Here is a 23,075-nt window from a genome sequence, read left to right as displayed (position 1 = left end):
AAAGGAGGCGTTTGATATGAAGACTCCGTATTGTACAAAAAAATCTATATCTGGGCTGTTTTTAATAACTATCATTGTCATAACAGTTACAGCATTATTAACTTCATGTGGCAGTAATCTTGCTGCAAGCACTATGAGATTATTGCGGCGCGAAGGTACCGTAAGGCTTTATGAGAACGATAAGGAAAGGACAATATCCGATAACCTGCGACTTAACGCCGGTAATATTTTGAATACTGAATCCAAAAGCCTTGCAGGCATAGCTCTTGATGATTCCAAGATAGTGACTATCGACGAACTGAGTAGTGCCCAGTTTGACCAAAACGGCAGGAAACTGGACATTAACCTGACCAAGGGGAGCCTCTTTTTTGAGGTAACCAAGAAACTTGATTCAGATGAAAGTTTTGACATCCGTACATCTACCATGGTGGTTGGCATAAGGGGTACGTCGGGTTATGTGACGGTTGACGATGCCGGACATGAGGCACTTATAATTACAGACGGAAGCGTGGAGGTAAAGGGAACTAATCCCACCACCGGTGAGACAAAGACTGTCGTTGTAAATGCCGGACAGAGGGTCAGGACTTATCTTTATAATGACAGAAGCGTAGACAGCATAATGTTCGAGGTGGATGAGCTAACTGAAGAAGAACTCAATCTTTTTGTTTTGGAAAGACTTCGTGAGAATTATGCGCTTGTGGAACTGGTGTGCGCAGATACAGGATGGTCTGTTGATAAGATAATGGGAGTGGATAGTACTGACACCATGCTTGCGTCAAATACTGATTCTTCAGAAGAACAGACACCTGATAATGCTTCATCAGAAGTTACAGCCGATGATGCAGTAAATAATGACAAGAGTTTGACAGCAACTACAGATAGCGTGACGGATGCATCCACGGAGGAAGCAACCACTGAAACAGCCGGAAAGACCGGGGTTTTACAATATGTTGTCAGCACTGATTCAAACGGTGTTATGACACTTACTACCGGACAGCATTTTGATCCGGCATATTATGCCAGAGAAAACCCTGATGTGGTAAGTGAAATAGGTACTGATTCTTATAAGCTTCTCGAGCACTTCCTTGCATATGGCGAATCAGAAAACCGCTATGGATCAGCTAGTGACAAGGATACTGCTGAAGCCGAAAAAAATCAGGAGTATCTTGAATGGCAGAAGGTTCTTGGCGAAGCCCAGGCCAGGGACGCAGCAGAGGAAAGAGCTCGCAACTCGCAGGGAAATGATTCCGGTAGTTCTTCAGGAGGAGCAACAAATGCAAACGCAAATGCAAATGCAGGTGGAGGTGGAACTCCTGAGCCTGAAGGTGGAGAGCCTACTTACGATCCGTAAAGGTTGATTACGCATGGTTAAAAAGACTTATCAGAAAGCATTGATTATATTGACAATAGCTTTTATATACGCCCTGGTCACTTATTTAGGTCTTTTCAACAGGATAGACAAATGGATTCAGGACTACGTATTTCAGCAGCCTAAGGCAGTTACGGGAAATGTTGTGGTTATTGGCATTGATGATGATTCTCTTGAGGAACTTGGAGCCTATAACACATGGGGCCGGGGCAATATGGCGGCTGCTCTTAGTGAGCTTGCACAGGATAAGGACAATCTTCCTGCAGTTGTTGCTATCGATACATTGTATACAGGTACTACAGCTGCAAAGCAGGACGATAGTCTTGTAAGTGCAGTTGCTGGTCTGCCTAAGGTCATAACGGCCACCGCAGGTGTATTTGGTTCACAGTATATTCAGAACGACGACGGAAAAACTGATCTGGCTGAACACCGGGTGATCACATACAATGAGCCGTACGAAGCGCTTAAAAATGTGTCTGTTCAGGGGCACATAAATGCCATGTATGATCTTGACGGAGTGCTTCGACATGCTCTTTTATATATTGACGTCCCCAAAGAAAACGGAGACACACAAAGAGTCTTTTCTATGGCTTATGAAGCTGCGCGGGCATATCAGGAGCAAAATGGGAAAACGCTATTGCTGCCCAGGACGGACAGTCGTGGACACTACTATCTGTCTTATTCAGCAATCCCGGGAACTTATGATGATGGCTATAATATTGCTGATCTTATACGGGGAGATGTGCCTTCGGACTATTATGCCGGCAAGATTGTACTCATCGGTCCATATTCGGTAGGCCTTCAGGATGAATACTTTACAACAATAGATCGTGCCAAGAAAATGTATGGCGTGGAAGTTCAGGCTAATGCCATTGAGGCGTTCCTTCGAAACGATTATAAATATGAGATGTCTGATGAACTGCAGGCACTGATTGTCCTGCTTTTGTGTGCAGCTTTACTTTCGCTGTTTCTAAAACTCAAGCTTGTACCATCAGGCATTTTAATGACTGTGATTGGGGCAGCTACGTTTATAGGGGCATATATTTTTTATGATAATGGTATGCTTGTTCATCCTTTATGGTTTCCGCTTGGGACACTTGTTATGTATGTGGTCGCCGTGGGGATCAAATATTTTCGCTCTGCAATTGAGAAAATGAAGATAACAAGAACGTTCGAGAGATATGTGGCTCCTGAGATTGTGGATGAAATATTAAAAGAAGGGGTAGATAATCTTTCGCTTGGAGGAAAGACCTGTGATATAGCTGTACTTTTTGTCGATGTCAGGGGCTTTACAACCATGTCAGAGCATCTTTCGCCTGAGAAGGTGGTCTATGTTCTTAACAAATATCTCACCATGGCAAGTGACTGCGTTGAGCGCAATAAGGGCACGCTGGACAAATTTGTGGGCGATGCGATGATGGCATTTTGGGGTGCGCCACTTCCTCAGGAAAGTGCAGTGTATAACTCGGTGAAGACAGCTATGGAGATAATCGATGGTGCAAGTAAAGTTTCCGATGAATTAAAAGAAGAGATCGGAGTAGAGCTGCAGGTTGGTATTGGCATAAACTATGGTCCTGCTGTTGTGGGTAATATGGGTGCTGAGAAGCATATGGATTACACTGCGATTGGCGATACTGTCAATACTGCAGCCAGGCTTGAATCCAATGCTCCGGCCGGGACTTTGTATGTAAGCCGTGCTGTGGTGGATCAACTAGGGAGTAAAATTCGCTATACATCCCTTGGTTCTTCTATCAGACTAAAGGGAAAAGCTGAGGGTTTCGAAGTTCTAAAAGTGGAGGAATTGTTGTGAACACCTTGAAAACAAAGCTTTTAGGATGTGTATGGCTTTTAGCTCTCCTGATTACTATTTTTCCTTTTGCTTTGTCTATTCTTTATGCGATGCCATGTAAAGATGATTATGTCATGGCATCTTTTCTTGTTGGGTCTAATAATCTTCTTTCTGATTCCATAGCAGGTACAAACTATGTTTATAATACCTGGAATGGTATGTGGCCGTTCTTATTTGTTGAATTTATTTTCAATCCTCTTAACTATGCTCCTGCTTATAGCTTATTGACGGGAATCGAGATATTGTTGATGTTCCTGGCTTTTGTCATAATATTATATTCCTATATCAGAGAAATCTTACGCTTCTTTTTTGACTGCAACGAAAGTCTTTATTGCCGTGCTTTATATCTGTGTAGTGTCATGGCCTTCCTTAATGCGGATTTTTACCGGCAGATATTTTACTGGTTTGTAGGCTGCGCGGCTTATCTGCTAAGTGTCGTGTTTGTCATGCTTTCTCAGATCTGTGCTATGAGATACTTTGGAAAAAGATCTTTTGCAAGGGGCCTGGTTCTTGCACTTACAGGATTTATTGGGTGTTTCTGCTATCAGCTGGGGATATTCATGGGGATATTCTATCTGATGTGTATGTTCAGAAAACCTGTAAATGATCGGACTACTGTTATTAAGGACCTGATTCCGCTGATATATATGGTGGGAGGTGGCCTTTTTTCGCTCCTGGCCCCGGGAAATTTTTGCCGCTATAACAGTTTGGAAGAACATGCGGATTTCGTAAGCATCTTGGCAGTTACGATCCGAAACACAGGACGTTCTCTTGGAAATGTAATGTCCTCTCCGTTATACTTGGTATTCATGGCTGTCGGAATTTTTCTCGGATATAGGATGCAGAAAAGTTTTTTGAGAGTAAAAAACATCTGCCTGTATCTTTTGGCCTCTCTCTTCGGAGTACTCTTTCCACTTGCTATAGGTTATCCTGATGGCACTGTGGTTAATAGGATTAAATTTCTTACTAATTTTCTGATTATCATCTGGTCGGTATTTATATCAATAGATGTGGGTGCTTACATAAAAAATAAAGTGAAGGTGGGAATGGCTGTAAGTCTTGCCCTTTTGTCTCTTGTTATCTTAAGTATCTCTGGTATTTATGGAAGGCGCTACGAAAACATTCCATGGGTATACACATTGTCTCATATGCGGATTTTACAGAATGAGAAGCATTATTACGCCTCTGCCCTGAAGAAAATCTATTCGTCCTCTGATCAGAATGTAGTTATCACTTTGCCTGATGAACACATTGGTTCAGAGCTTCTTATAACCCCTCTTGATATGTATCCCGGGTCAGATGAACTGACAAAATATTCATGCAAAGTTATTGGAAAGAAAAGCATTAGGGTGTTGAGCAATAGCACTTTGAGTGAAAAATGATGAGGCGATTTATATTGTGTTATAATAAAATATGGTATATTTGCTAGTGCTTTTTGTTTTGATATTAGCTATATGCTCAGCTCTTAATCTGACAAGAAAAAAGAGTAGGGTGGCAAAAAGTGAAGGCAGGAGATGTGTTGTTGTATGGAGCAACGCTTTAATATTGTGAAGTAATCACAAAAGAAATCTGAAGCAAATTTTGAACAAACTGGCTGAGATTTATGAGTTTCTTGGAACGACATCTCCAACGGTGTTATATTTATCTGAGAATTATGGTTTTAAGGAATGCATGGTATATGCAATTTGCTTGATCATTATTTATAACAAATATCTAATGAGTTCTAATATAGTATCCTGTTAATATATGATATAAGCCAATTTCTTCTACGATATTATACAACTGGTGTGTTGCATAAGTAAGGGATTACTATGATTTTAGTGGAGTAGATGGCCAGAAATAAGATAATCAGACAATTGGATAAAAAAGATATCTGCGTTATTGGGCCACACATAATTAAGTGATGATATCGTGATGCGTTAAAGGAGTTTTGAAAGAAGGTGGAAAGGATACAGAATGAACATATCAAGGTAGTATTTCATAATATTGGGAATGGTATAACAGAGCCTAAACTGGCTATGACTAATGAAAATGAAATGGTTGTGATAAAGACTAACAATGGGCCGGAAGGAACGTTGGTTTTATTTAATGAATATCTTTGCTATCGCTTGGCCAATTTATTGGGGATTCCTATGCCGGATTCAGGAGTCTGTATTATTGATAATGATACTGAAGTATATGATAAATGTGTTAGTGAAAGACAACTTGGATATGGTTTTTATTCCACATATCTTAATAAGTCAGTTGTTTTAGTGGAAAGCATCGTTCCGCTCATAAATAACAAGGATGATTTTTATAAAATCCTTTTGTTTGATCATATTATTTTTAATACTGATCGAAACCCAGGAAACCTTCTTGTACAATATTATAAAAATAGTGTTATTCTGTGGGCGATTGATCATTCGCACGTTTTTATCAATCAAGCGATCTGGGATGCACGTTGCTTGACAACCGCAATGCGTGAAAAAGATTATTTTAGCTCAAAGATACTTGAAGAAAATAATGAGTTATATTCGATGTTTTTTAGAAATATTTCAGTAGGAGAGAAAATATTGTGTAATTATAGAAACTCATTTGTTGACATAATTACAGAAGATAAACTATATGACATTGTAGAAGAAATTCCTGAAGAATGGTTACCTGCAAAGGATGATATAGATGCATTGATCTGTTATATATTATATCGGATTGCTCATTTTGATGATATCTGTGTGACAATTTTGAAATATTTGGGAAAATGAAAGGGAAGCTATGAGTAAGATTGAATATGCAGCGTTAAATTATTACAACAATATTATATCAGATGAGTGTTTGTGCGTTGGGGTGCTGTTTCACAATATTTCAACAGGTCAGCGAGACTTTAGATATATTTCAAATTTTAAGCGATTTCAAGCTTTTGATGATGAGGCTGATATAATGTTTGTTAAAACATATTTGGCTGGGATCAAACAACAAGTGGAAATGAATATTTTTAATTATGATTCGGATTTTTCGATTGAGAATTACAAAAAGAGATATGTTAATGAGTTTAGATTTTCAAATGTTATAGCATTGGATGTAGCGGATGATGAGGATTATGTCGACAACTATACTAAGGTGTATCTTAAATTTGACATGAGTAAGAATCAACGTCTGTCTCGGTCAGAGGAAAAGAAATACATCAGGAAGATATTAACTTCTTCAAACATGGAGCTTTCTGACTCTAAAGTTTCAGGGGCTTATAAAGAAAACGTTAACTTTGACTACGTTATAGGGAAAATAGCGATAAAGTTTTTTTCTTTTAAGGAAAAAGATGCATCGAAGCTAATACCATCAGCAAAACAATGGGCCTTTTCAGCTGATGAACTTAAAGACAAATATGAAGTGGTGTTTCTTTATGATGATGATACGGATTCACCGCAATTAAAAATAGTTAAACAAATACTAATGGAACATGCAAAAGTCTATAAGGTGCAAAAAGGACTTGAGTATGTGTTGGAAACTGTTTCCTGAGTTAAAAGCGAAGTTTGGTCAATTTTAATCCTGCGCTCCCGTGAAATTATACCAAGGAGTTATGGATATCAAGATAAATGAGCCCTGGATTACTAATAAAGTCGGCATTCAGAATGGTTACGCTTACATTGATCATCCATTCTGGAACGCAGAAAAGCAACAGGCTGATCATAAGCGTGAGTACATTGGCAAGTACGATGGAAATGACTTCAAACCTAACAAGAACTTCCATCGTCTCAAAGCCGAATACGAAGCAAGCCTTACATCCTCCAAGACCGTACCTGTACCGACAGATATCTGTTTTCGCCAGTTCAATGGAGCAACATACCTGCTTGACAGGATTGCTGAAAAGACAGGCATCTTTATGGCAAGGATATTCCTTCGCAGAGAAGCAGTGAACTGTTCGGACTGATCACTGAAGAATCCAAGATGGATTACTTCAAATATCAGGCAAAGCGCCACTCCTGCGATGAATACCTCGCTTTTGATACGACATCTATCTCCTCATACTCGGCTTTGATAAAGCAGGCCAAGTATGGAAAGAACAAAGAAGGCGATTCCCTCCCGCAGGTAAATCTTGCTCTGCTGTATGGAGAGGAATCAATGCTCCCTGTTTACTACAGGAAACTGGCAGGTAACATCACTGATGTCAAGACTATAGAGAATCTCGTTAAGGATATTGATTTCTTTAAACTTGAAAAGCTAAAGCTTGTCATGGACAGAGGCTTTTACAGTGAGAAGAACATAAATGACCTGATGAAGCATCATCATAAGTTTCTCATCGGCGCCAAACTCTCACTTAGCCTTGTGAGCAATCGTCTGAACAAGATCCGTGATGATTTCGTTACCCACTTTAACTATAATTCTGAGCTAAAGCTATATGTCATGTCATTTACAGAAGAATGGGGGTATACAGAGGAGAAGCCTCGTTCAGGCGAAGCCATTACTGACAAGCGCCGAATATATCTTCGTTTCTACTATAATGACCAAAAAGCTACTGATGACAAGGTGCGGTTCAATGCGATGCTTGACCGCCTTGAAAACAACTTGGTAAATGGCACTCCTGATCCGGAAGATACAAAGCTGTATAGAAGTACTTTTGGGTACATGAACACCAGTAAGAGGAAAGGTATACTCGTTCAATGAGGATGCCATACGTAAGGCTAAGCGTAACTATGGTTACTTTGCGCTTATGACAAATGGCATCAAGGATTCTGTCGAAGCGCTGCGTATATACAGGCTGAAGGATCTTATCGAGAAGTCATTCGGAAACCTCAAAGAGCGTCTTTCGATGCGCAGGATGTCTGTCGCATCTGAAGAAAATTTTGAAGGTGAGTTCTTTGTGCAGTTCATAGCACTGCAGCTGATGTCTTATATAAAAAAGCAGATGGATGAAAACGGCCTGTTCAGCGACTACACAATGCAGTCACTGCTTGACGAGCTGGATGTTATCAAATACTATCAGCAGCCTGGTAAAACCCATCATCTGTCTGAGATAACTAATAAACAATGTAAGCGCTATGAGCTTATGGAAGTCCCTGTACCGACATGAGCCTTGGTATAAAATGGCGGGACATTAGGTTAAATGGTTAAACATTTACATACAAACTTTTATAACCAACATCACGATTAACAGGGGAAAGGAAAAGTTAGTGTTGATTTCTTTCAATGTCCTTTATAGAGGAAATCATCTCATGACAGGTTTTTATTATGCAGAGAATCACAGTAATATTAGGTGCCGGGGCCATGATAGAAGCTACTGGTGTTTCGACTTGGGATATTTCAAAGAGAATTTTCAATAAAGGAACAGTTAGCGATGACAAAGAGGGTATTGTATCTCTTAAAAGAAAAATCTGTAAGAAAATCTATGAAATGCAAAGTCATAATCGTTATGAGGGAAAATGGAATTCTAGTAAGATTGCTGATGTGGTGAATTTTGAGGAATACTTTAATGTACTTGAGCTGTTGTATAGCTATATTACTAATAAAAATAGTACATATGTAGCTAAAGAATACTTATCACCTCATCTTGTTTTCACAGACCTTAATGTGGAATTTGAGAATATGGCCAATCAAAACAATAAAGCTTTTGACAGCCTTGGATATATAGTTAGAATGCTTCTTAAAGAAGTTGTACTAGAAATAAACGAGATTGTCTATGCTTATAATAAGGAATTTGCCTCTAAAGGAAATAAATACAAAAAATTCTTTAACACAATTGAGAAAGAACTTAATTGCAGATTTGATATATTTAACCTTAATTATGATACATGGCCACAGTTTGCACTTCCGAACTACAATGATGGCTATGTGGATGAACCTGGCTACGAGAGTTTTATGAGATTTAGACCGGAAGTATATTTAAAAGATGACGATAGAAACAGGGTATCTAATCTTCATGGTCAGATTTTTTTTGAAGAACCCAATTATGATCCTAAAGATATAAACCGACATGCTTATGATGAGCCGAGAAGTGTCCTGTATAAGTATAAGAATTTTAATGAGGTTCAAAAATATAGGAAGAACATCGGGCGTTCTGGTCATCTGACACAACAGAGGGAAGATCTGCATCCGGCAAACATCATCACAGGATTAATGAAGGCTGATAAGCTTTTGCAGAATCCATTCGATGTATACCAGATGGAATTATTCAATTGTCTACTTCATAATCGGAAGCTAATAATAATTGGATATGGTTTTGGGGACTATTATCTAAATAGTATGCTTAATACATACCTACAAGTACACTTAGATGATAAAAAGGTCTTGGTGATTGATAAGAAAACGGAAGAAAAATGGAATAATTATAGATATGGCTTAACTCAACCATCTTTAAGTGAAAGTGCAATGATAACATTTTTGGCGAGAGCTTTCAAAGAAGATGGATGGAGGTATAGAAGGAAATATGCAGAATTTATGTACTCTTCGAATAAAGATAGTTGTTACTCTGTGGTAGGATTTGCGAAAGCTGCTTCGAAAAAGAGATTGTCAATTGTCACATCATTTTTAAAATAAATGAGACATATAAAAGGATGATGCGGGTAAGGGGGAGGCTTTTGTGCATGTCTTGTCAGAGCAGTGAAAAACAGACAAGATAAATACGGATAAGTTTTATAAACTGTGTCGTTGAATCAAGCTGCTAACTGCAGAAGCTGTCGATGAAACTATAAAAATGAAGAACCAAGAAATTATAGAAGAAGTCACAGCTAAATGGGATCAGCGGTAAATTATGAACGTGTCAAAACACTGATTGAGAGTAAGCCCTCATTCTTGAGTACTTAATAAATAGAGACCGTCAATTACTGGCAATTTCATAGATTTGAACCTTGGTAAATAAATTATGCTCTTTTATACATGCTAGGACACTTCTCTTGAACGCTTTTGACCAGGGAAGAAGGTCATTTATGAAGTCAAGATACTTGACATCCTGATGTTTCGGGATTTCAAATAGAAGCAGCCAAAAAATAATCATAGGTATTTAGGCTATTAGCGCTGGTTCTTTCAGCTATGCTGAAGATCATTGCACTGGCATAGGCTCCATTATCGGATTCCATGAGCATGACATTCTTTCACGCTATGGTAAATGGTTTTGTTGCCTGTTCTGCGTAGTTATTTTCCATTTGTATCCTGACATTTATCAGAAACATCCAGAGTTATTCTTCCTGAATAATGTTGTAACAGTCCCTGCATGAACAAACCATGGGCATAATTTCACAGGAGCGCAAGGATAGAAAAGGTGACAAACTATGAACTTTCTTATCGTTGGAAATGGATTTGACCTGGCTCATAAATTGCCAACTTCATATACCGACTTCTTGTTTTTCCTTAAACACAAAGATTCGGTACTGTCATATATTGAAAAAAGGAGTGGCCAAAGGAATTTGAAAGATACTTTAACAATCCATTCAGCATTGATAAGGATGAGGTCTTATCCGAATGTTCGGATAACGTATTGAAAAGTTCATCCGGTAAACTGAACTTTATCAGGATTAAAAGTTGCTTGTTATGATATAATGGCGTAGTGGGTGCGGCGCGTATTGCTATTATTCTGATTGTTCGGCTGATTTAGGTATTAATGGTAAGGTTTCTTATAGTACAGAATGGGAAAGGGGTTATATGAAGATTCTCCCCAACCGCATGGATCGCGGCTTTTACAAATATCAAACTGAATTTGAGGCAAAGGCTCTCGAGGTACTTCGCTCCGGATGGTATATCCTTGGGAAAGAAGTAGAAGCTTTCGAAGAAGCGTTTGCAGCATATACAGGGGCAAAGTACTGTGTTGGACTTGCATCAGGTCTTGATGCCCTTTGGATTGCATTCAGGCTCCTGGGTATAGGTAAAGGAGACGAGGTAATTGTCCAGGGTAATACTTATATTGCTTCTGTAATGGGCATCACAATAAATGAAGCTACCCCAATATTTATAGAACCGGATGAACATTTCGGTATGGATCCTGACAAGATAGAAGACCTTATTACCCCAAACACTAAGGCTATTCTTGTAACTCATCTATATGGCATGGCTTCCAGAATGGATAGGATCACAGATATCTGCAGAAAGCATAACCTGAAACTTGTTGAAGATTGTGCCCAATCTCATGGGGCATGCTTTAATGGGCAGATGACCGGAACCTTTGGGGACGTGGGATGCTTTTCTTTTTATCCCTCCAAGAATATAGGTGCTTTCGGTGATGCCGGTGCTGTGGTTGTCAATGATGAAACCCTGGCAAAAGAGTTCAAGATCTTCCGAAACTATGGCAGCGAGAAGCGCTATTATAACAAAGTGGTGGGTGCAAATTCCCGACTCGATGAACTTCAGGCAGGGCTTCTAAGAGTTCGTCTTAAGCATGCAAAAGAACTAACGGAGGAACGTGAGCGCATCGCCCAAAGATATTCTGAAGAACTCAGTAATCCACTGATAATGCTTCCACAAATAGCTCCAGGAGCAACAGCAGTTTGGCATCAATATGTGATCAGGTGTGAAGAGCGCGAAAAACTCATAGAATATCTCAATAAACGCGAGATAGGAACAATAATCCACTATCCAATTCCACCTCATCTTGCGCAGGCCTATGCCTACCTGGGACACCAAAAAGGAGAACTCCCAATCACAGAGCGTCTGGCTGATACTGTTCTCTCAATTCCGATGTATAATGGAATGACAGACGATGAGCAGGCCTATATTATCAATGCATTAAATGGCTTTACAAATTAATCTGTGGCAAGGAAAAACCAATGTTCAACCTAACCAGCTTCATTAGAGTCAGGCCAGATCTGCATGCTTGCTAAATTCCCGATAAGCCACATCTAAGGAAGAATCGTATGTAATTAAAGCTCTGAATGAGTATTTACTATAAGGGAGGTTGCTTTTTGAAAATATTGATTGTGTCTCATGAATATCCTCCTGTAGGAGGAGGCGGGGCAAATGCACTTATGCACCTTGCAAAAGAGTATTCTGAAGCAGGACATGAAGTAACCATAGTAACAGTGTGGTTTGATGGTGAGAAAAAGTATGAAGAAGATGGAAGACTGAAAATATATCGCCTGGTCACCAATAGAAAGCACCTTGAGCACTGCAGTTTTAAGGAAATGCTTGATTATCTAAAGAAAGCCTTGCCTGTGGCAGACAGACTTCAGAAGGAGGTTAGCTATGATATCTGCCAGGTCTTCTTTGGTATTCCCAGTGGACCAATCGGTTATTGGCTTAAAAAGAAATACGATCTGCCATATGTTATCAGATTTGGCGGCGGTGATATTCCGGGATTTCAGGACAGATTTACGTCAGTTTATAAACTCATTGCACCAGCTATTATAGCTATTTGGAAAAAAGCGGATGCTTTGGTGGCAAATAGTAAGGGACTAGAGGAACTTGCCTTGAACTTTTATAATAAGAAGGAGATTCTGATCATTCCCAATGGGGCGGATGTATGTCAGGAAAGCAAGAACTCGGCAGACACAGAAGACAATAGCTCAGTAAGACTTCTCTTTGTTTCCAGGCTGATTGAGAGAAAAGGACTCCAAGATATTATTCCGCTACTCCCAGAGGTTATCAGCATATGCAGTGATGAGGGGAAAAATGTTACGTTAGATATAGTGGGCGACGGCCCATACAGAGAGACTTTGGAAGAACTGGTCAAGTCAAATAACCTGATCAACAATGTTACATTCCATGGGCAAAAATCTAAAGCTGAATTACCCCAATACTACTCTGGAGCAGATGTTTTTCTCTTTCCTTCACGCAAGGAGGGTATGCCGAATGCTGTATTGGAAGCAATGTCCTATGGACTACCAATCATAATGACTCCCTGCCAGGGAAGCGACGAGCTGATTGACGGTAACGGATATGTGGTGACGGCAGCAGACTTTGGTGGTAAGATTTTAGAATTGGTAAAAAATCAAAAAAATCGTAAAGCCATGGGACAACGGAGTATTGAACTGGTCAGAGATGTTTTCTCCTGGAAATCAACTTCTGATAAATATCTAAATCTTTTTAGTGAAGTGATTAAGAAAAATATATAGAATCAAGAAAGGCCAATTTATGAGTTATCAAGATAGTATATCGGTTGTAGTACCGGTGTTCAACGAAGAAGGAAATATAGCAAAGCTCCATCAGGAGATCAAGGATGTCTGCGAAGCAAATAATTACATTTATGAAATAATCTTTGTGAATGATGGATCATCAGATGGGACTGACGAGGTCTGCAGAACATTAACACCTCTTAAGTATATTAGGATGCGCAAAAATTTTGGGCAAACAGCAGCTATGGATGCTGGAATTAAGGCGGCTAAGAATGACTATATCGTCACTCTGGATGGTGATGGCCAGAACGATCCGGCAGACATTCCTAATATGCTTAATTACCTTCATGACAATAATCTGGATATCGTGTCCGGGTGGCGCAAAAACAGGAAAGATACTTTTATGAAGCGATTTGTGTCAAGAGGCGCCAATTTTCTCAGATACCTACTTGTTCACGATGGAATTCATGACAGTGGTTGTTCGCTTAAAGTATATAAAAGGGAATGCTTTAAGGGTTTGACTCTCTATGGTGAGCAGCATAGATTTATTCCGGCAATCCTCAAAATAAAAGGATTTACAGTAGGAGAAGTGGTGGTAAACCACAGACCCAGAACGTCAGGCTCCACAAAATATAACTGGAAACGTACTATCAAAGGTTTTGTTGACATGATATCGGTGTGGTTTTGGAACAAATTTGCCACAAGACCACTTCATCTTCTTGGAGGAATGGGATTTTTCTTTGGTATTGCCGGGTTTGGCTGTGGCATATGGTCAATAGTGCTTTTCTGCGAAGGGCGTAAGATGAGGGATAATATCTTCCCGCCTCTTTTGACTATATTCTTTATTATCATTGGACTTTTGATGATTATCTTTGGCCTGATGAGTGAGATTTTGATAAAAACTTATTATGGCGTTCATGTAGATACCTCATATAGTATCAAATCTGTTGAAGAGTTTGGAATGGAAATAAATGAAGAATGAAGAAAATTACCATAGGATACACGGACATCTACCCAGGATTTGACCCGACCAACAACATAATATACAACTGCCTAAAGGACCGCTATGATGTCAAAATAGCAGACACTGCGGCTTTAGAAAGCAGCTCTGAAGTTCAGTACCTTTTCTACTCTGCAAGTGATAACAGATACCTTGACTACAACTGCATCCGCATCTTTGTGACGGGAGAAAATCTCTTTCCAAATTTCAACCTTTGTGACTATGCGGTCGGTTTTGAACACATGGATGTTGGGGACAGATTTTACCGACTCCCGATATATCTCTGGGAACAGTACAGAGAAGACTATGACCTGCTACTGCAGGATAGATTGGAGCTTGTGGGCGTAAGCCCTGAGAAGAGGAAATTTTGTGGTATAGTTGCGACCAACAATACCTTTGCCGACCCAGTAAGAGAACAGTTTTTCCATACGCTTTCACGTTACAGACAGGTAGATTCCGGTGGGAAAGCTTACAACAACATAGGGCTGCCCGAGGGAGTAGGTGACAAAAGAGCCTTTCTCAAAAACTATAAGTTCAGCATTGCTTTCGAAAATTCTGCCTATCCCGGCTATTGCACAGAGAAACTTATGCAGGCTTTTTCGGCAGGAACTGTCCCGATTTATTGGGGAGATGAGACTGCAATCGCAGAATTTAATGAAAAAGCATTTATTAACTGTTGCGGACTGTCTATGGAAGAGGCTGTCGCTAGGGTGAAAGAAATAGATACTAATGATGAGCTTTACCTTAAAATGCTTGGGGAGCAGCCTCTCCTTGACAATGAACTTCGCGTGAAAGTAATTTCTGGCTTGTCCAAATGGCTGTATCATATAATTGACTCCGACTACGAATCTGCCAGAAGACGCCCTATACATGGCAAGATGGCAGCCTATGAAGAGAACTACAAGAAGAGGATTAGACGCGAGGAGAAACTTAAAAGCAATAAACTGATCAGCGCGATGGTGTGGGTGTATAAGAAGATTCGCTAAAAATTAAAATGCAATTGATATAGTAGAAAGTAAGTCAATATTAAATGTGTGGAATTTGTGGATACATCAGTAAAAGAAAAATCGAAGACCGAATCCTTGAAGAGATGCGTGACACCATGATTCACCGTGGCCCTAATGATGCCGGTGTTTGGCAGTCGCAGACCGCCGACTCATCCTACATAGGCCTGGCTCAGCGTCGCCTTTCAATCTTCGATTTGTCAGAACTCGGTCACCAGCCTATGCTCTCAGCCGACGGCAACCTGATCATCACCTTCAACGGCGAGATCTATAACTTCAAAGAGCTTCGCTCAGGATTGGAAAAAGATGGAACGACCTTCAAGTCAGATTGTGACACGGAGGTAATCCTTTATTCCTACGCCAAGTGGGGAGATGAATGTTTTTCAAGATTCAACGGCATGTTCGCCATAGCAATATGGGATATCAATAGAGACGCTCTCATAATCGCAAGAGACAGAATGGGCGTCAAGCCATTCTATTACTACTATAACCCTTCAGAAAAAGATTTCGTCTTTGCTTCAGAGCTTAAGCCTATCATGAAGTACCCATACTTCCACAAGGACATCGACAATGAGTCCCTGGGCAACTACCTGTGCTACAAGTACGTGGCTGCTCCAAAGACAATCTTCAAGAATACTTATAAGCTTGAGCCCGGCACATACGCAGTACTCAAGGACAACAACCTTCGGATCCGTACCTACTGGGACATCGTAGCAGCCAAAGAAACAGCTTCCCAGCACCTTATCACGGATTTTGCCACAGCTAAGAGAGAGCTCAACGACATCCTTACTGATGCTGTAATGAAGCGAATGGTTGCTGACGTGCCTGTTGGAACATTTCTCAGCAGCGGTATAGATTCTGCGCTTGTTACAGCCATCGCTCAGAAGAATACCGGAACTCCTGTCAACACCTTTACTATCGGCTTTAATGAAAAAGAACGAAATGAGGCCGACGGTGCCAAGAAGATTGCAGAGTACCTCGGAACCCACCACACAGAACTTTACATCGGAGAAAAAGAGATTCTGAATATGATAGAGGGCATTGCTCATTACTACGATGAGCCATTCTCCGATTCATCACAGCTCCCAACAATGTTAGTTTCCAAGCTGGCAGCAGATAATGTAACAGTTGCTCTTTCTGGTGACGGTGGGGACGAGCTTTTCTGTGGCTACAATATGTATGATTTGGTGTATATAGCTCAGAAAGTGGATTGGATAGGTAATCTCCTATATCACATCCCAGGCATGAATTCTATGAAAAAGAGCTTTCCGCCGGAGCTTCGTGCTCTCGTAGACAACCGTAGCGACGACTTTAGGTCACAGTTGTTTATTGATGTTACTGCAGAGCAGGTTAGCAGTATCCTTGGCGGAGCTGATGTAAGTCCTAAACATGCAAAAGAAATTCAGTTCAAATACAAGGATTGGCAGGAGAGACGCATGCTTCTTGATATGGTAACCTACCTTCCTGACGAGATCATGTGCAAGACTGACAGGGCTTCTATGAAGTACTCCCTTGAAACCAGAAGCCCGATTCTTGACTACAGAGTTGTGGAGAAATCATTCGAGATTCCGCACAAGTTTAAGTACGCAGGCCCTACTAAGCGATTCGATAAGAAACACATCCTTAAGGGACTTGCTTACGACTATATCCCAAAAGAGATGCTTTCAGGCCCTAAGCGTGGCTTTGGTGTCCCGCTTGTCAAATGGCTCAGAGGCCCGCTTAATGATGAAATAAGACGGTACTCTGACGCAGAATACCTCGGAAGACAGGACCTTTTCGACGCAAAGGGTGTCCAGAAACTCATTCAAACTCAGGAGCATGATAACAAGATCATATACAGTTCTATTTTGTGGTCATTTTATATGTTCCAGAGGTGGTGGGAAGAGTATATACAATGACTATAGTACGCTTACAATGGATTTGACGGGATTCATTATGATTTATATTTTCATGGCATAGAGATTATTATGATATAATGAAAGCGGTTATGCGTAGCATGGCCGCTTATTTTGTGCATGTTTATTAGTATTTCTCATTATTTTGAAAGGCAAGCTGTTATGGAACTTCAGGAAAAAGTGTTTTGTGTGGATTCAAGTAGGGAGTTTTTTGAGTTCTTAATTGATACTAGACAATGGTCGGGTTTTGGAATGCAAGAGTTAAATGACTGGTTGTCAAATTTTAATGATATTGAAAACGGAGAATATATTGCATGTAAGATCTTAAATGAAACTGTGGGTTATTCAGATAAAGACATTGTAGGTATAAAAGAATGGAAAATATATTTAAAACATTAGTGGATTCTAAAATTGATATTTTTTGTAGCTCTTTCATAGAAGAACCTGAAAGCATCTTTTATAGGGATAACAAATTGATTCACCCAGGCGAATTTGGTATGTACAGGGAAAGAGCTTTAAAACAATTATTGAGTGTTTTTTTGCGAAAGATTTATGCTATAAATGATGGATTCATATTCAATAAAGATAATGAAGTTAGTACTCAATGCGACATCATAGTTAACGATTCTGCTATCGATGCAATAACTACTGATAATGTTTCAAATTTTTTTCCTATAGAGTATGTGTACTCAATAGGTGAGGTTAAATCTAATCTTACTAAATCATCATTAAAAGAAGCGGCTATAAAACTTGCGAAAAATAAAATGATTGCGCGAGATAGACTTCGCCAGTCTAAAGATTTGACTAATAAAATAATTGATCATGTATTACCTATCAGTTTTATTGTATGTAATAAAATTGAAGCTATAAATACAATTAGCGAAGATTATTGGAATGAAGTATATAATGATATAGCACCCATGTTCCGGCATAATCTTATCCTGAGCATAGAGGATGGAATATTTGCTTATGAGATTAGCACAAGGAGTATTGATGATAGATGTGATGATACAAGGGCTATTTGGGGACATCCGGTTATAAACGGAAACGTATTAAATTCCAAATTTGTTAAAGCTGATGGTCTTGATAAATATTCTCATATATATAGATTTTTGGGCGTGTTCAGAGATTCGATTGAATATATAGAAAAGTTGGAGTTTCCGATTGTCGAGTATCTCGGACTAAAGAATGATGAATTTGAGAACGCAATTGGCCATAGAGAAACTAATGAACTAGCACAATGAAATAACAACAAAGAATAGTCACAAGCATAAGGCAAGTATTATATACTATTGAAATCAAGGCTTCAAACAGACTGAACTGCTACTTATACAGATTTCACTGCTTTTATATTTCTCGCTAAAAAGAAAGAAGATCAGCAAAATGCTAAAATATATCATCCTTGACGTAGATGGAACTCTGACAGATGGGGCATCTACTACGACGACAATAACAACGAATTGAAGAAATTCTGTACCAAGGATGGAACAGGTATAATCATTGCCAGGGCAGCAGGCCTCAAGATACTGGCCATAACAGGCCGCGAGTGCAAGGCTACAACCAGAAGACTGACGGAGCTTGGTATCACAGACATATACCAGAATGTAAAAGATAAAGTATCCTTCCTTAAGCAGTGGATTGCGGATAATAACATCGATAAGAATGAAATCGCCTATATCGGAGATGATATTAATGGCCTTGGCGCAATGAAACTGTGCGGATATATCGGATGTCCCTCAGACTCCGCTGCTGAGGTAAAAGAGCTTGCTACATACGTAAGTCCAATTCCCGGAGGCCATGGCGCGACAAGAGATGTTATCGAGCATTATCTTAGAGAACAGGGCACTTGGTCAGCTTTCGTAGACAAAGCTTATGGCACTGGCACATAATATTATATTCACGCCCAATATTACGGCATGTTATGGTATACTTGTTTGGTGGGTATACCATTTTTATTGGCTTAATTACTCGCAACAAATAAACACAAAAGGTAAGCAAACTATGAGCACAGTTGACAGCATGATTTTTAACATACAGATGGTCAGAGCCACGGGGCTCAGATACTGCATTTACAAATACCTTGGAGCCCATGGTCACTTCCATGATGTTCCAGACGAACAGTACCTGCAGAGACTCTACAAATACTTCTATGGCAGAAAGATGGACTTTAACAATCCCCAGACATTCTCTGAAAAGATGCAGTGGATGAAAGTGTACTACCATAATCCACTTCTAACCAAGATGGTGGATAAATACGATGTAAAGCAGTACGTAATAGACAAGATTGGCCCGGAGCATGTAATCCCATGCCTAGGAGTATGGAGCAAGGCAGAAGATATTGATTATGACAAGCTTCCAGATGCAGTTGTCCTCAAGGTCACCCATGATAGTGGAGGACTTAGGATGATTAAGGATAAAAAGAATTGTGACAAAGCAGAGATAAACGAGTACCTGAACAAGAGACTCAATAGAAACTTCTTCTACGCCGGAAGGGAGTGGCAGTACAAGAATGTCAATCCAAGGATCATCGCTGAGCCATACGTTGAAACGCTTGGAAAGAGCAATTCTGTAGAATATAAGATTACCTGCATAAACGGCAGGGTTGAGTTCATAACAGTCTGCAAGGGAATCGCTCACAGCAGATTAGACTATAGAACCAACGATTTCTATAGCAGGGATTTGCAGAAACTTGATATGGTGACTAACTACTATGCCAACTCCAAGACAGAGAATAAGATGCCTGCATGTATCAATGAGATGATTGAGGCTGCTGAGAAACTGGCAAAAGACTTCCCAACAGTCCGCGTGGATTTTTACGTGGATAATGATGACTACATCTTTGGCGAGATGACTTTCTATACATGGGATGGCTTCTTTAGGTTCACTCCAGAGGACTGGAACATGAAGCTAGGACAGAAATTGATTTTACCGGAGAAAATGATATGAGTGACAGATTTGAATTTGGAAAAAACTGGGGAAGCTTCCTCGACACAATGGATAGCGAAAGATTAGATGAGGCAGTGCTTTCACAGCCCTCCATCTCTACGGGATGAAGGATATCGTTGAGAAAGGCTTCTATAACATCAAAGAGAAGCTCAACATGAGGCGCCTTCTCTCAAAGTCAGAGAAGAACCTCGACGGCAAAATATTCAACGAGTTTATAGCATTAATTCTGATTTCCTGTCTTGATCACAAGATGAGGGAAACAGATTTATATAAAAGTTATACGATGCAGCAGCTGCTTGATAAGCTGGACGTGCTCGAGTGCTACGAGGATGTAAACCGTGCGTTCAGGATTGGTGAGATGTTGACCAAGCAGGCTGAAATATATGAAACTCTTGGAATCGAGTTACCAACCTCGTCATGTTAATTCGAGAATCCGGGTTATGTGGCTGTAAGGCCAGTAAACACAAGGCTTTGCGAATATCAATCAACGATATTTATACCGCAGCCTTGGTATAAATTCGCGGGAGCGCAGGATGAAAGAGCACGTTGTGATGAAAATAGCTATAATTATTTCGGCATTGGATGATGGTGGTGCCGCTGCTATCGTTTCGCAAATAACAACCCACTTATCTGAAGATTTCGATGTGGATATTATCTTGAATAATAGTGAGAATATTAGATTTCCTTACTGTGGAACTATTATCGATTTGGGGGTTAAGAATATTTCCAAAGATAGGTCTGGTGTGCTGTATCAGCTCAAGGCTTTTATAAAGAGATTGGCAGTACTGCCAAGGCTAAAAAGAGCTAATAAGTACGAAGCATGTGTGAGTTATTTAGATAGTGCAAATGTAGCTAATATTATTTCCAATTATTTTTACAGACCATGTAAAACGGTATTGAATGTTGTGAATAATATGAGCGCAACAGCTAGAGCAGAAAAGAGATATAGGTATATAGTTAATCCCTTGATAAGAAAGCTATACAATAAGGCAGATTGTATAATAGCTCAGACAGAAGATATAAAAAAAGACCTGGTTAGAAACTATGATATAGATAAAGACAGGATATATGTAAATTACAGTGCTATAGATATCGAGAAGATAAAAAATACCATTGCAAAGCCTCACAAGGAAGAAAGGGCGTTTGCAGATAAGTGGCTGGATAAGGATAAAACGGTCATTACTGCGGGAAGGTTTGTCATGCAGAAAGGGCATGGTCATTTGATCAGAGCATTTTCTAAAGTTGTAAGTGCTGTGGACGACGCAAAATTAGTGATTATTGGAAATGGAGAACTGGAGAGCTATTACAGACAACTAATAAAAGATTATAATATTGAGAATAATGTGGTACTCCATGAGTTTACACCTGATTATACTTGGCTAATAAGCAGAAGTGCAATATTTGCATTCCCATCTGTCTACGAAGGGTTCGGAATGGCGCTTCAGGACGCAATGGCTTGTGGAGTAGCATGTATCGCCGCGGATTATCAGTCAGGGGCGCGAGAATTGCTTGCGAATGGGTTTGATGGAGCAATAGATAGTATATATTATGGGGAAAACGGAATAATTACGCCAACTGTTACCGAGAAGTTGTATGGCTCAGAATGTGAGCTTGACTATGCTGAAAGCTGTATGGCGGATGCTATATTAGAAGTATTATCAGATGAAAAAAGGCGGAAGAACTATGGATGTAGAGCCTGTGAAAAGTCTAAAGAGTATAGCTTAGATAGTGTGACTGAAATATGGGAAAAGATATTAAAAAGGGTATGTATAGAAGATGAAAAAAACTCTATTGATAGTGTCAAGCCTAAATTTTTTGAGGGGCGTAGAAGGTAATATCAAATATAACAGCTCTGAAAGGTAAAAATAATTCGCGCTAAAATCAGCTCAAACACTATTAATTCCGGGATGTATGCGATAAAATGGAAGAAAGTTTATCGCAAAGGGGATTATCAGCTTGGGAAGAAGTGAAATTAGGGCAGTCAGATGCAAAGAAGAGAACGCCATTATAAAACTGAGGATGGCGAGACTGTTAACTACCATACTGATGTACTTGAGGCTAAGCTCTATATAGGCAACAACAGAGTGATATCACTTGCCAATGAATTCATAGAGAATACAGATGCAGACCGGTCAAAATACAAGCACATGAGCGCTGATAAGATAAAACAGGACTGTGAGATAAAAGCATTCAAAAGACTTGCTGCAAACCTGAAAAAACAGTATCCAAGGCTTCCAATCATAATAGTAGCAGACAGCCTTTATGCGTCAGATCCAGTCATGGAAATCTGCAAAGGCAATCACTGGGACTACATCATAAGGTTCAAGGATGGCAGTATTCCATCCATAGCTGAAGAATATAACGCTATACCGGAAAAGAATAGAACAGGCCATATCGAGTATGTTAATGAGATAGACTACAGAGAGCGTAAAGTGAATCTGATCAGATTTTATGAAGATGTGGTTGAAAATGGAAAACAGGTTCACAGGGAATTCCAGTGGCTGACTTCAATAACAATAACTGATAAAAATGCGAAAAAGATATCCACTGCAGGGCGTACAAGATGGAAGATAGAGAACCAGGGGTTCAACAGACAGAAGAACTGGGCTGCAGACATAACTCATGCGTGCAGTCATGATGCAAATGCATTCAAGAAGGATTATCTGCTCATGCAGATAACGGATATAGTAAGACAGCTGTATGAATGGTTCTGTCTGAAGAAACTGGGAATTGTATATCATGTGAACAGAATGATCCAAAATATATACAAAAAAATCGTTATTAAGATTCCGGTGGAACTGATTTTAAATAATTAATCTATAACAGTATTTGCAAAAAGGAAGGCTAAATCTGTGACGCATTCACTTGGTTTAACATCATTTGAATTCATTTTTCTGATTCCGATAGTTGTGCTATTTTATTATTTGATACCTGCTTTTACTAGACAGTACTACTTATTGCTGATTAATCTGCTGTTCTATGCTAGCTTCGGATATCAATAT

General features: G+C 39.7%; 21 protein-coding genes and 1 pseudogene. All 22 read left to right on the top strand.

The window, feature by feature from the left end; translation table 11 throughout:
* The first annotated feature begins 16 nt into the window (after nt 1-16).
* The 22 genes and pseudogenes from G632_RS0106770 to G632_RS19085 all read left to right on the top strand — a co-directional run bounded on the left by G632_RS0106770 (nt 17) and on the right by G632_RS19085 (nt 22,889).
* Nucleotides 17-1,351, top strand: a complete 1,335-nt coding sequence (locus G632_RS0106770) for a FecR family protein (RefSeq protein WP_022768265.1) — start codon at nt 17-19, stop codon at nt 1,349-1,351.
* Between the two features lie 13 nt (nt 1,352-1,364).
* Entirely contained in the window at nt 1,365-3,179 is a 1,815-nt protein-coding gene (locus G632_RS19130) for an adenylate/guanylate cyclase domain-containing protein (protein ID WP_022768264.1), read from the top strand.
* Nucleotides 3,180-3,685: 506 nt separating this feature from the next.
* Nucleotides 3,686-4,600, top strand: a complete 915-nt coding sequence (locus G632_RS22140; RefSeq protein ID WP_196802276.1) for a hypothetical protein — start codon at nt 3,686-3,688, stop codon at nt 4,598-4,600.
* 558 nt (nt 4,601-5,158) lie between these two features.
* Nucleotides 5,159-5,959: a HipA family kinase gene (locus tag G632_RS0106755; protein ID WP_022768262.1), complete on the top strand. Its 801-nt coding sequence runs from the start codon at nt 5,159-5,161 to the stop codon at nt 5,957-5,959.
* Between the two features lie 10 nt (nt 5,960-5,969).
* Nucleotides 5,970-6,710 (top strand): DUF3037 domain-containing protein, encoded by a 741-nt coding sequence (locus G632_RS0106750; protein ID WP_022768261.1) that lies wholly within the window; start codon nt 5,970-5,972, stop codon nt 6,708-6,710.
* 61 nt (nt 6,711-6,771) lie between these two features.
* Nucleotides 6,772-7,122 (top strand): hypothetical protein, encoded by a 351-nt coding sequence (locus G632_RS19125; protein WP_051154889.1) that lies wholly within the window; start codon nt 6,772-6,774, stop codon nt 7,120-7,122.
* Nucleotides 7,123-7,139: 17 nt separating this feature from the next.
* Entirely contained in the window at nt 7,140-7,856 is a 717-nt protein-coding gene (locus G632_RS22135; RefSeq protein ID WP_035782166.1) for an IS1634 family transposase, read from the top strand.
* A 46-nt stretch (nt 7,857-7,902) separates the two neighbouring features.
* The gene (locus tag G632_RS22130) at nt 7,903-8,262 is read left to right on the top strand and encodes a hypothetical protein (protein ID WP_051154887.1); all 360 of its coding nucleotides are present in this window, start codon (nt 7,903-7,905) and stop codon (nt 8,260-8,262) included.
* 158 nt (nt 8,263-8,420) lie between these two features.
* Complete coding sequence (locus G632_RS21045) at nt 8,421-9,725, top strand: SIR2 family protein (protein WP_022768260.1); 1,305 nt, start codon at nt 8,421-8,423, stop codon at nt 9,723-9,725.
* 731 nt (nt 9,726-10,456) lie between these two features.
* On the top strand, nt 10,457-10,666 hold the full coding sequence (locus G632_RS22665; protein WP_081647088.1) for an AbiH family protein: 210 nt from the start codon (nt 10,457-10,459) through the stop codon (nt 10,664-10,666).
* Between the two features lie 160 nt (nt 10,667-10,826).
* Entirely contained in the window at nt 10,827-11,924 is a 1,098-nt protein-coding gene (locus G632_RS0106730; protein ID WP_022768259.1) for a DegT/DnrJ/EryC1/StrS family aminotransferase, read from the top strand.
* A 155-nt stretch (nt 11,925-12,079) separates the two neighbouring features.
* Entirely contained in the window at nt 12,080-13,228 is a 1,149-nt protein-coding gene (locus tag G632_RS0106725; RefSeq protein ID WP_022768258.1) for a glycosyltransferase family 4 protein, read from the top strand.
* 19 nt (nt 13,229-13,247) lie between these two features.
* A complete protein-coding gene (locus G632_RS0106720) occupies nt 13,248-14,210 on the top strand; it encodes a glycosyltransferase family 2 protein (protein ID WP_022768257.1) in 963 nt (320 codons plus the stop codon).
* A complete protein-coding gene (locus tag G632_RS19105; protein ID WP_022768256.1) occupies nt 14,207-15,214 on the top strand; it encodes a glycosyltransferase family 10 domain-containing protein in 1,008 nt (335 codons plus the stop codon). Before G632_RS0106720 ends, G632_RS19105 begins: the two co-directional genes overlap by 4 nt.
* Nucleotides 15,215-15,258: 44 nt before the next feature.
* Nucleotides 15,259-17,130, top strand: coding sequence for an asparagine synthase (glutamine-hydrolyzing) (asnB, locus tag G632_RS0106710; RefSeq protein ID WP_022768255.1), 1,872 nt, complete (start codon nt 15,259-15,261; stop codon nt 17,128-17,130).
* A 159-nt stretch (nt 17,131-17,289) separates the two neighbouring features.
* On the top strand, nt 17,290-17,526 hold the full coding sequence (locus tag G632_RS0106705; RefSeq protein WP_155828858.1) for a hypothetical protein: 237 nt from the start codon (nt 17,290-17,292) through the stop codon (nt 17,524-17,526).
* A complete protein-coding gene (locus tag G632_RS21040) occupies nt 17,502-18,371 on the top strand; it encodes a DUF6602 domain-containing protein (protein ID WP_022768253.1) in 870 nt (289 codons plus the stop codon). The genes G632_RS0106705 and G632_RS21040 overlap by 25 nt, the downstream gene beginning before the upstream one ends.
* 216 nt (nt 18,372-18,587) lie before the next feature.
* A complete protein-coding gene (locus tag G632_RS19095; protein WP_242826714.1) occupies nt 18,588-19,016 on the top strand; it encodes a KdsC family phosphatase in 429 nt (142 codons plus the stop codon).
* A gap of 112 nt (nt 19,017-19,128) precedes the next feature.
* Nucleotides 19,129-20,073 carry an ATP-grasp fold amidoligase family protein gene (locus G632_RS0106690; protein WP_022768252.1) on the top strand — a complete coding sequence of 315 codons (945 nt, stop codon included), beginning with the start codon at nt 19,129-19,131 and terminating at the stop codon, nt 20,071-20,073.
* Between the two features lie 76 nt (nt 20,074-20,149).
* Nucleotides 20,150-20,497: pseudogene (locus G632_RS19090) on the top strand (IS1634 family transposase); the annotation flags it as partial.
* 109 nt (nt 20,498-20,606) lie between these two features.
* Nucleotides 20,607-21,908 (top strand): glycosyltransferase, encoded by a 1,302-nt coding sequence (locus G632_RS0106675; protein WP_022768249.1) that lies wholly within the window; start codon nt 20,607-20,609, stop codon nt 21,906-21,908.
* 150 nt (nt 21,909-22,058) lie between these two features.
* Nucleotides 22,059-22,889 (top strand): transposase, encoded by an 831-nt coding sequence (locus G632_RS19085; RefSeq protein WP_022768248.1) that lies wholly within the window; start codon nt 22,059-22,061, stop codon nt 22,887-22,889.
* Nucleotides 22,890-23,075: the final 186 nt, after the last annotated feature.

This window comes from Butyrivibrio sp. NC2007 (assembly GCF_000421405.1).
Lineage (GTDB): Bacteria > Bacillota > Clostridia > Lachnospirales > Lachnospiraceae > Butyrivibrio.
This window is presented reverse-complemented; position numbering and strand designations above follow the sequence as displayed.

Excerpts from the sequence above, each read along its gene's own strand:
- G632_RS0106770 (WP_022768265.1), top strand. The coding sequence starts at position 17 with ATGAAGACTCCGTATTGTACAAAAAAATCTATATCTGGGCTGTTTTTA.
- G632_RS19130 (WP_022768264.1), top strand. The coding sequence starts at position 1,365 with ATGGTTAAAAAGACTTATCAGAAAGCATTGATTATATTGACAATAGCT.
- G632_RS22140 (WP_196802276.1), top strand. The coding sequence starts at position 3,686 with ATGAGATACTTTGGAAAAAGATCTTTTGCAAGGGGCCTGGTTCTTGCA.
- G632_RS0106750 (WP_022768261.1), top strand. The coding sequence starts at position 5,970 with ATGAGTAAGATTGAATATGCAGCGTTAAATTATTACAACAATATTATA.
- G632_RS19125 (WP_051154889.1), top strand. The coding sequence starts at position 6,772 with ATGGATATCAAGATAAATGAGCCCTGGATTACTAATAAAGTCGGCATT.
- G632_RS22135 (WP_035782166.1), top strand. The coding sequence starts at position 7,140 with ATGGATTACTTCAAATATCAGGCAAAGCGCCACTCCTGCGATGAATAC.
- G632_RS22130 (WP_051154887.1), top strand. The coding sequence starts at position 7,903 with ATGACAAATGGCATCAAGGATTCTGTCGAAGCGCTGCGTATATACAGG.
- G632_RS21045 (WP_022768260.1), top strand. The coding sequence starts at position 8,421 with ATGCAGAGAATCACAGTAATATTAGGTGCCGGGGCCATGATAGAAGCT.
- G632_RS22665 (WP_081647088.1), top strand. The coding sequence starts at position 10,457 with ATGAACTTTCTTATCGTTGGAAATGGATTTGACCTGGCTCATAAATTG.
- G632_RS0106730 (WP_022768259.1), top strand. The coding sequence starts at position 10,827 with ATGAAGATTCTCCCCAACCGCATGGATCGCGGCTTTTACAAATATCAA.
- G632_RS0106720 (WP_022768257.1), top strand. The coding sequence starts at position 13,248 with ATGAGTTATCAAGATAGTATATCGGTTGTAGTACCGGTGTTCAACGAA.
- G632_RS19105 (WP_022768256.1), top strand. The coding sequence starts at position 14,207 with ATGAAGAAAATTACCATAGGATACACGGACATCTACCCAGGATTTGAC.
- asnB (WP_022768255.1), top strand. The coding sequence starts at position 15,259 with ATGTGTGGAATTTGTGGATACATCAGTAAAAGAAAAATCGAAGACCGA.
- G632_RS0106705 (WP_155828858.1), top strand. The coding sequence starts at position 17,290 with ATGGAACTTCAGGAAAAAGTGTTTTGTGTGGATTCAAGTAGGGAGTTT.
- G632_RS21040 (WP_022768253.1), top strand. The coding sequence starts at position 17,502 with ATGGAAAATATATTTAAAACATTAGTGGATTCTAAAATTGATATTTTT.
- G632_RS0106690 (WP_022768252.1), top strand. The coding sequence starts at position 19,129 with ATGAGCACAGTTGACAGCATGATTTTTAACATACAGATGGTCAGAGCC.
- G632_RS0106675 (WP_022768249.1), top strand. The coding sequence starts at position 20,607 with ATGAAAGAGCACGTTGTGATGAAAATAGCTATAATTATTTCGGCATTG.
- G632_RS19085 (WP_022768248.1), top strand. The coding sequence starts at position 22,059 with ATGCAAAGAAGAGAACGCCATTATAAAACTGAGGATGGCGAGACTGTT.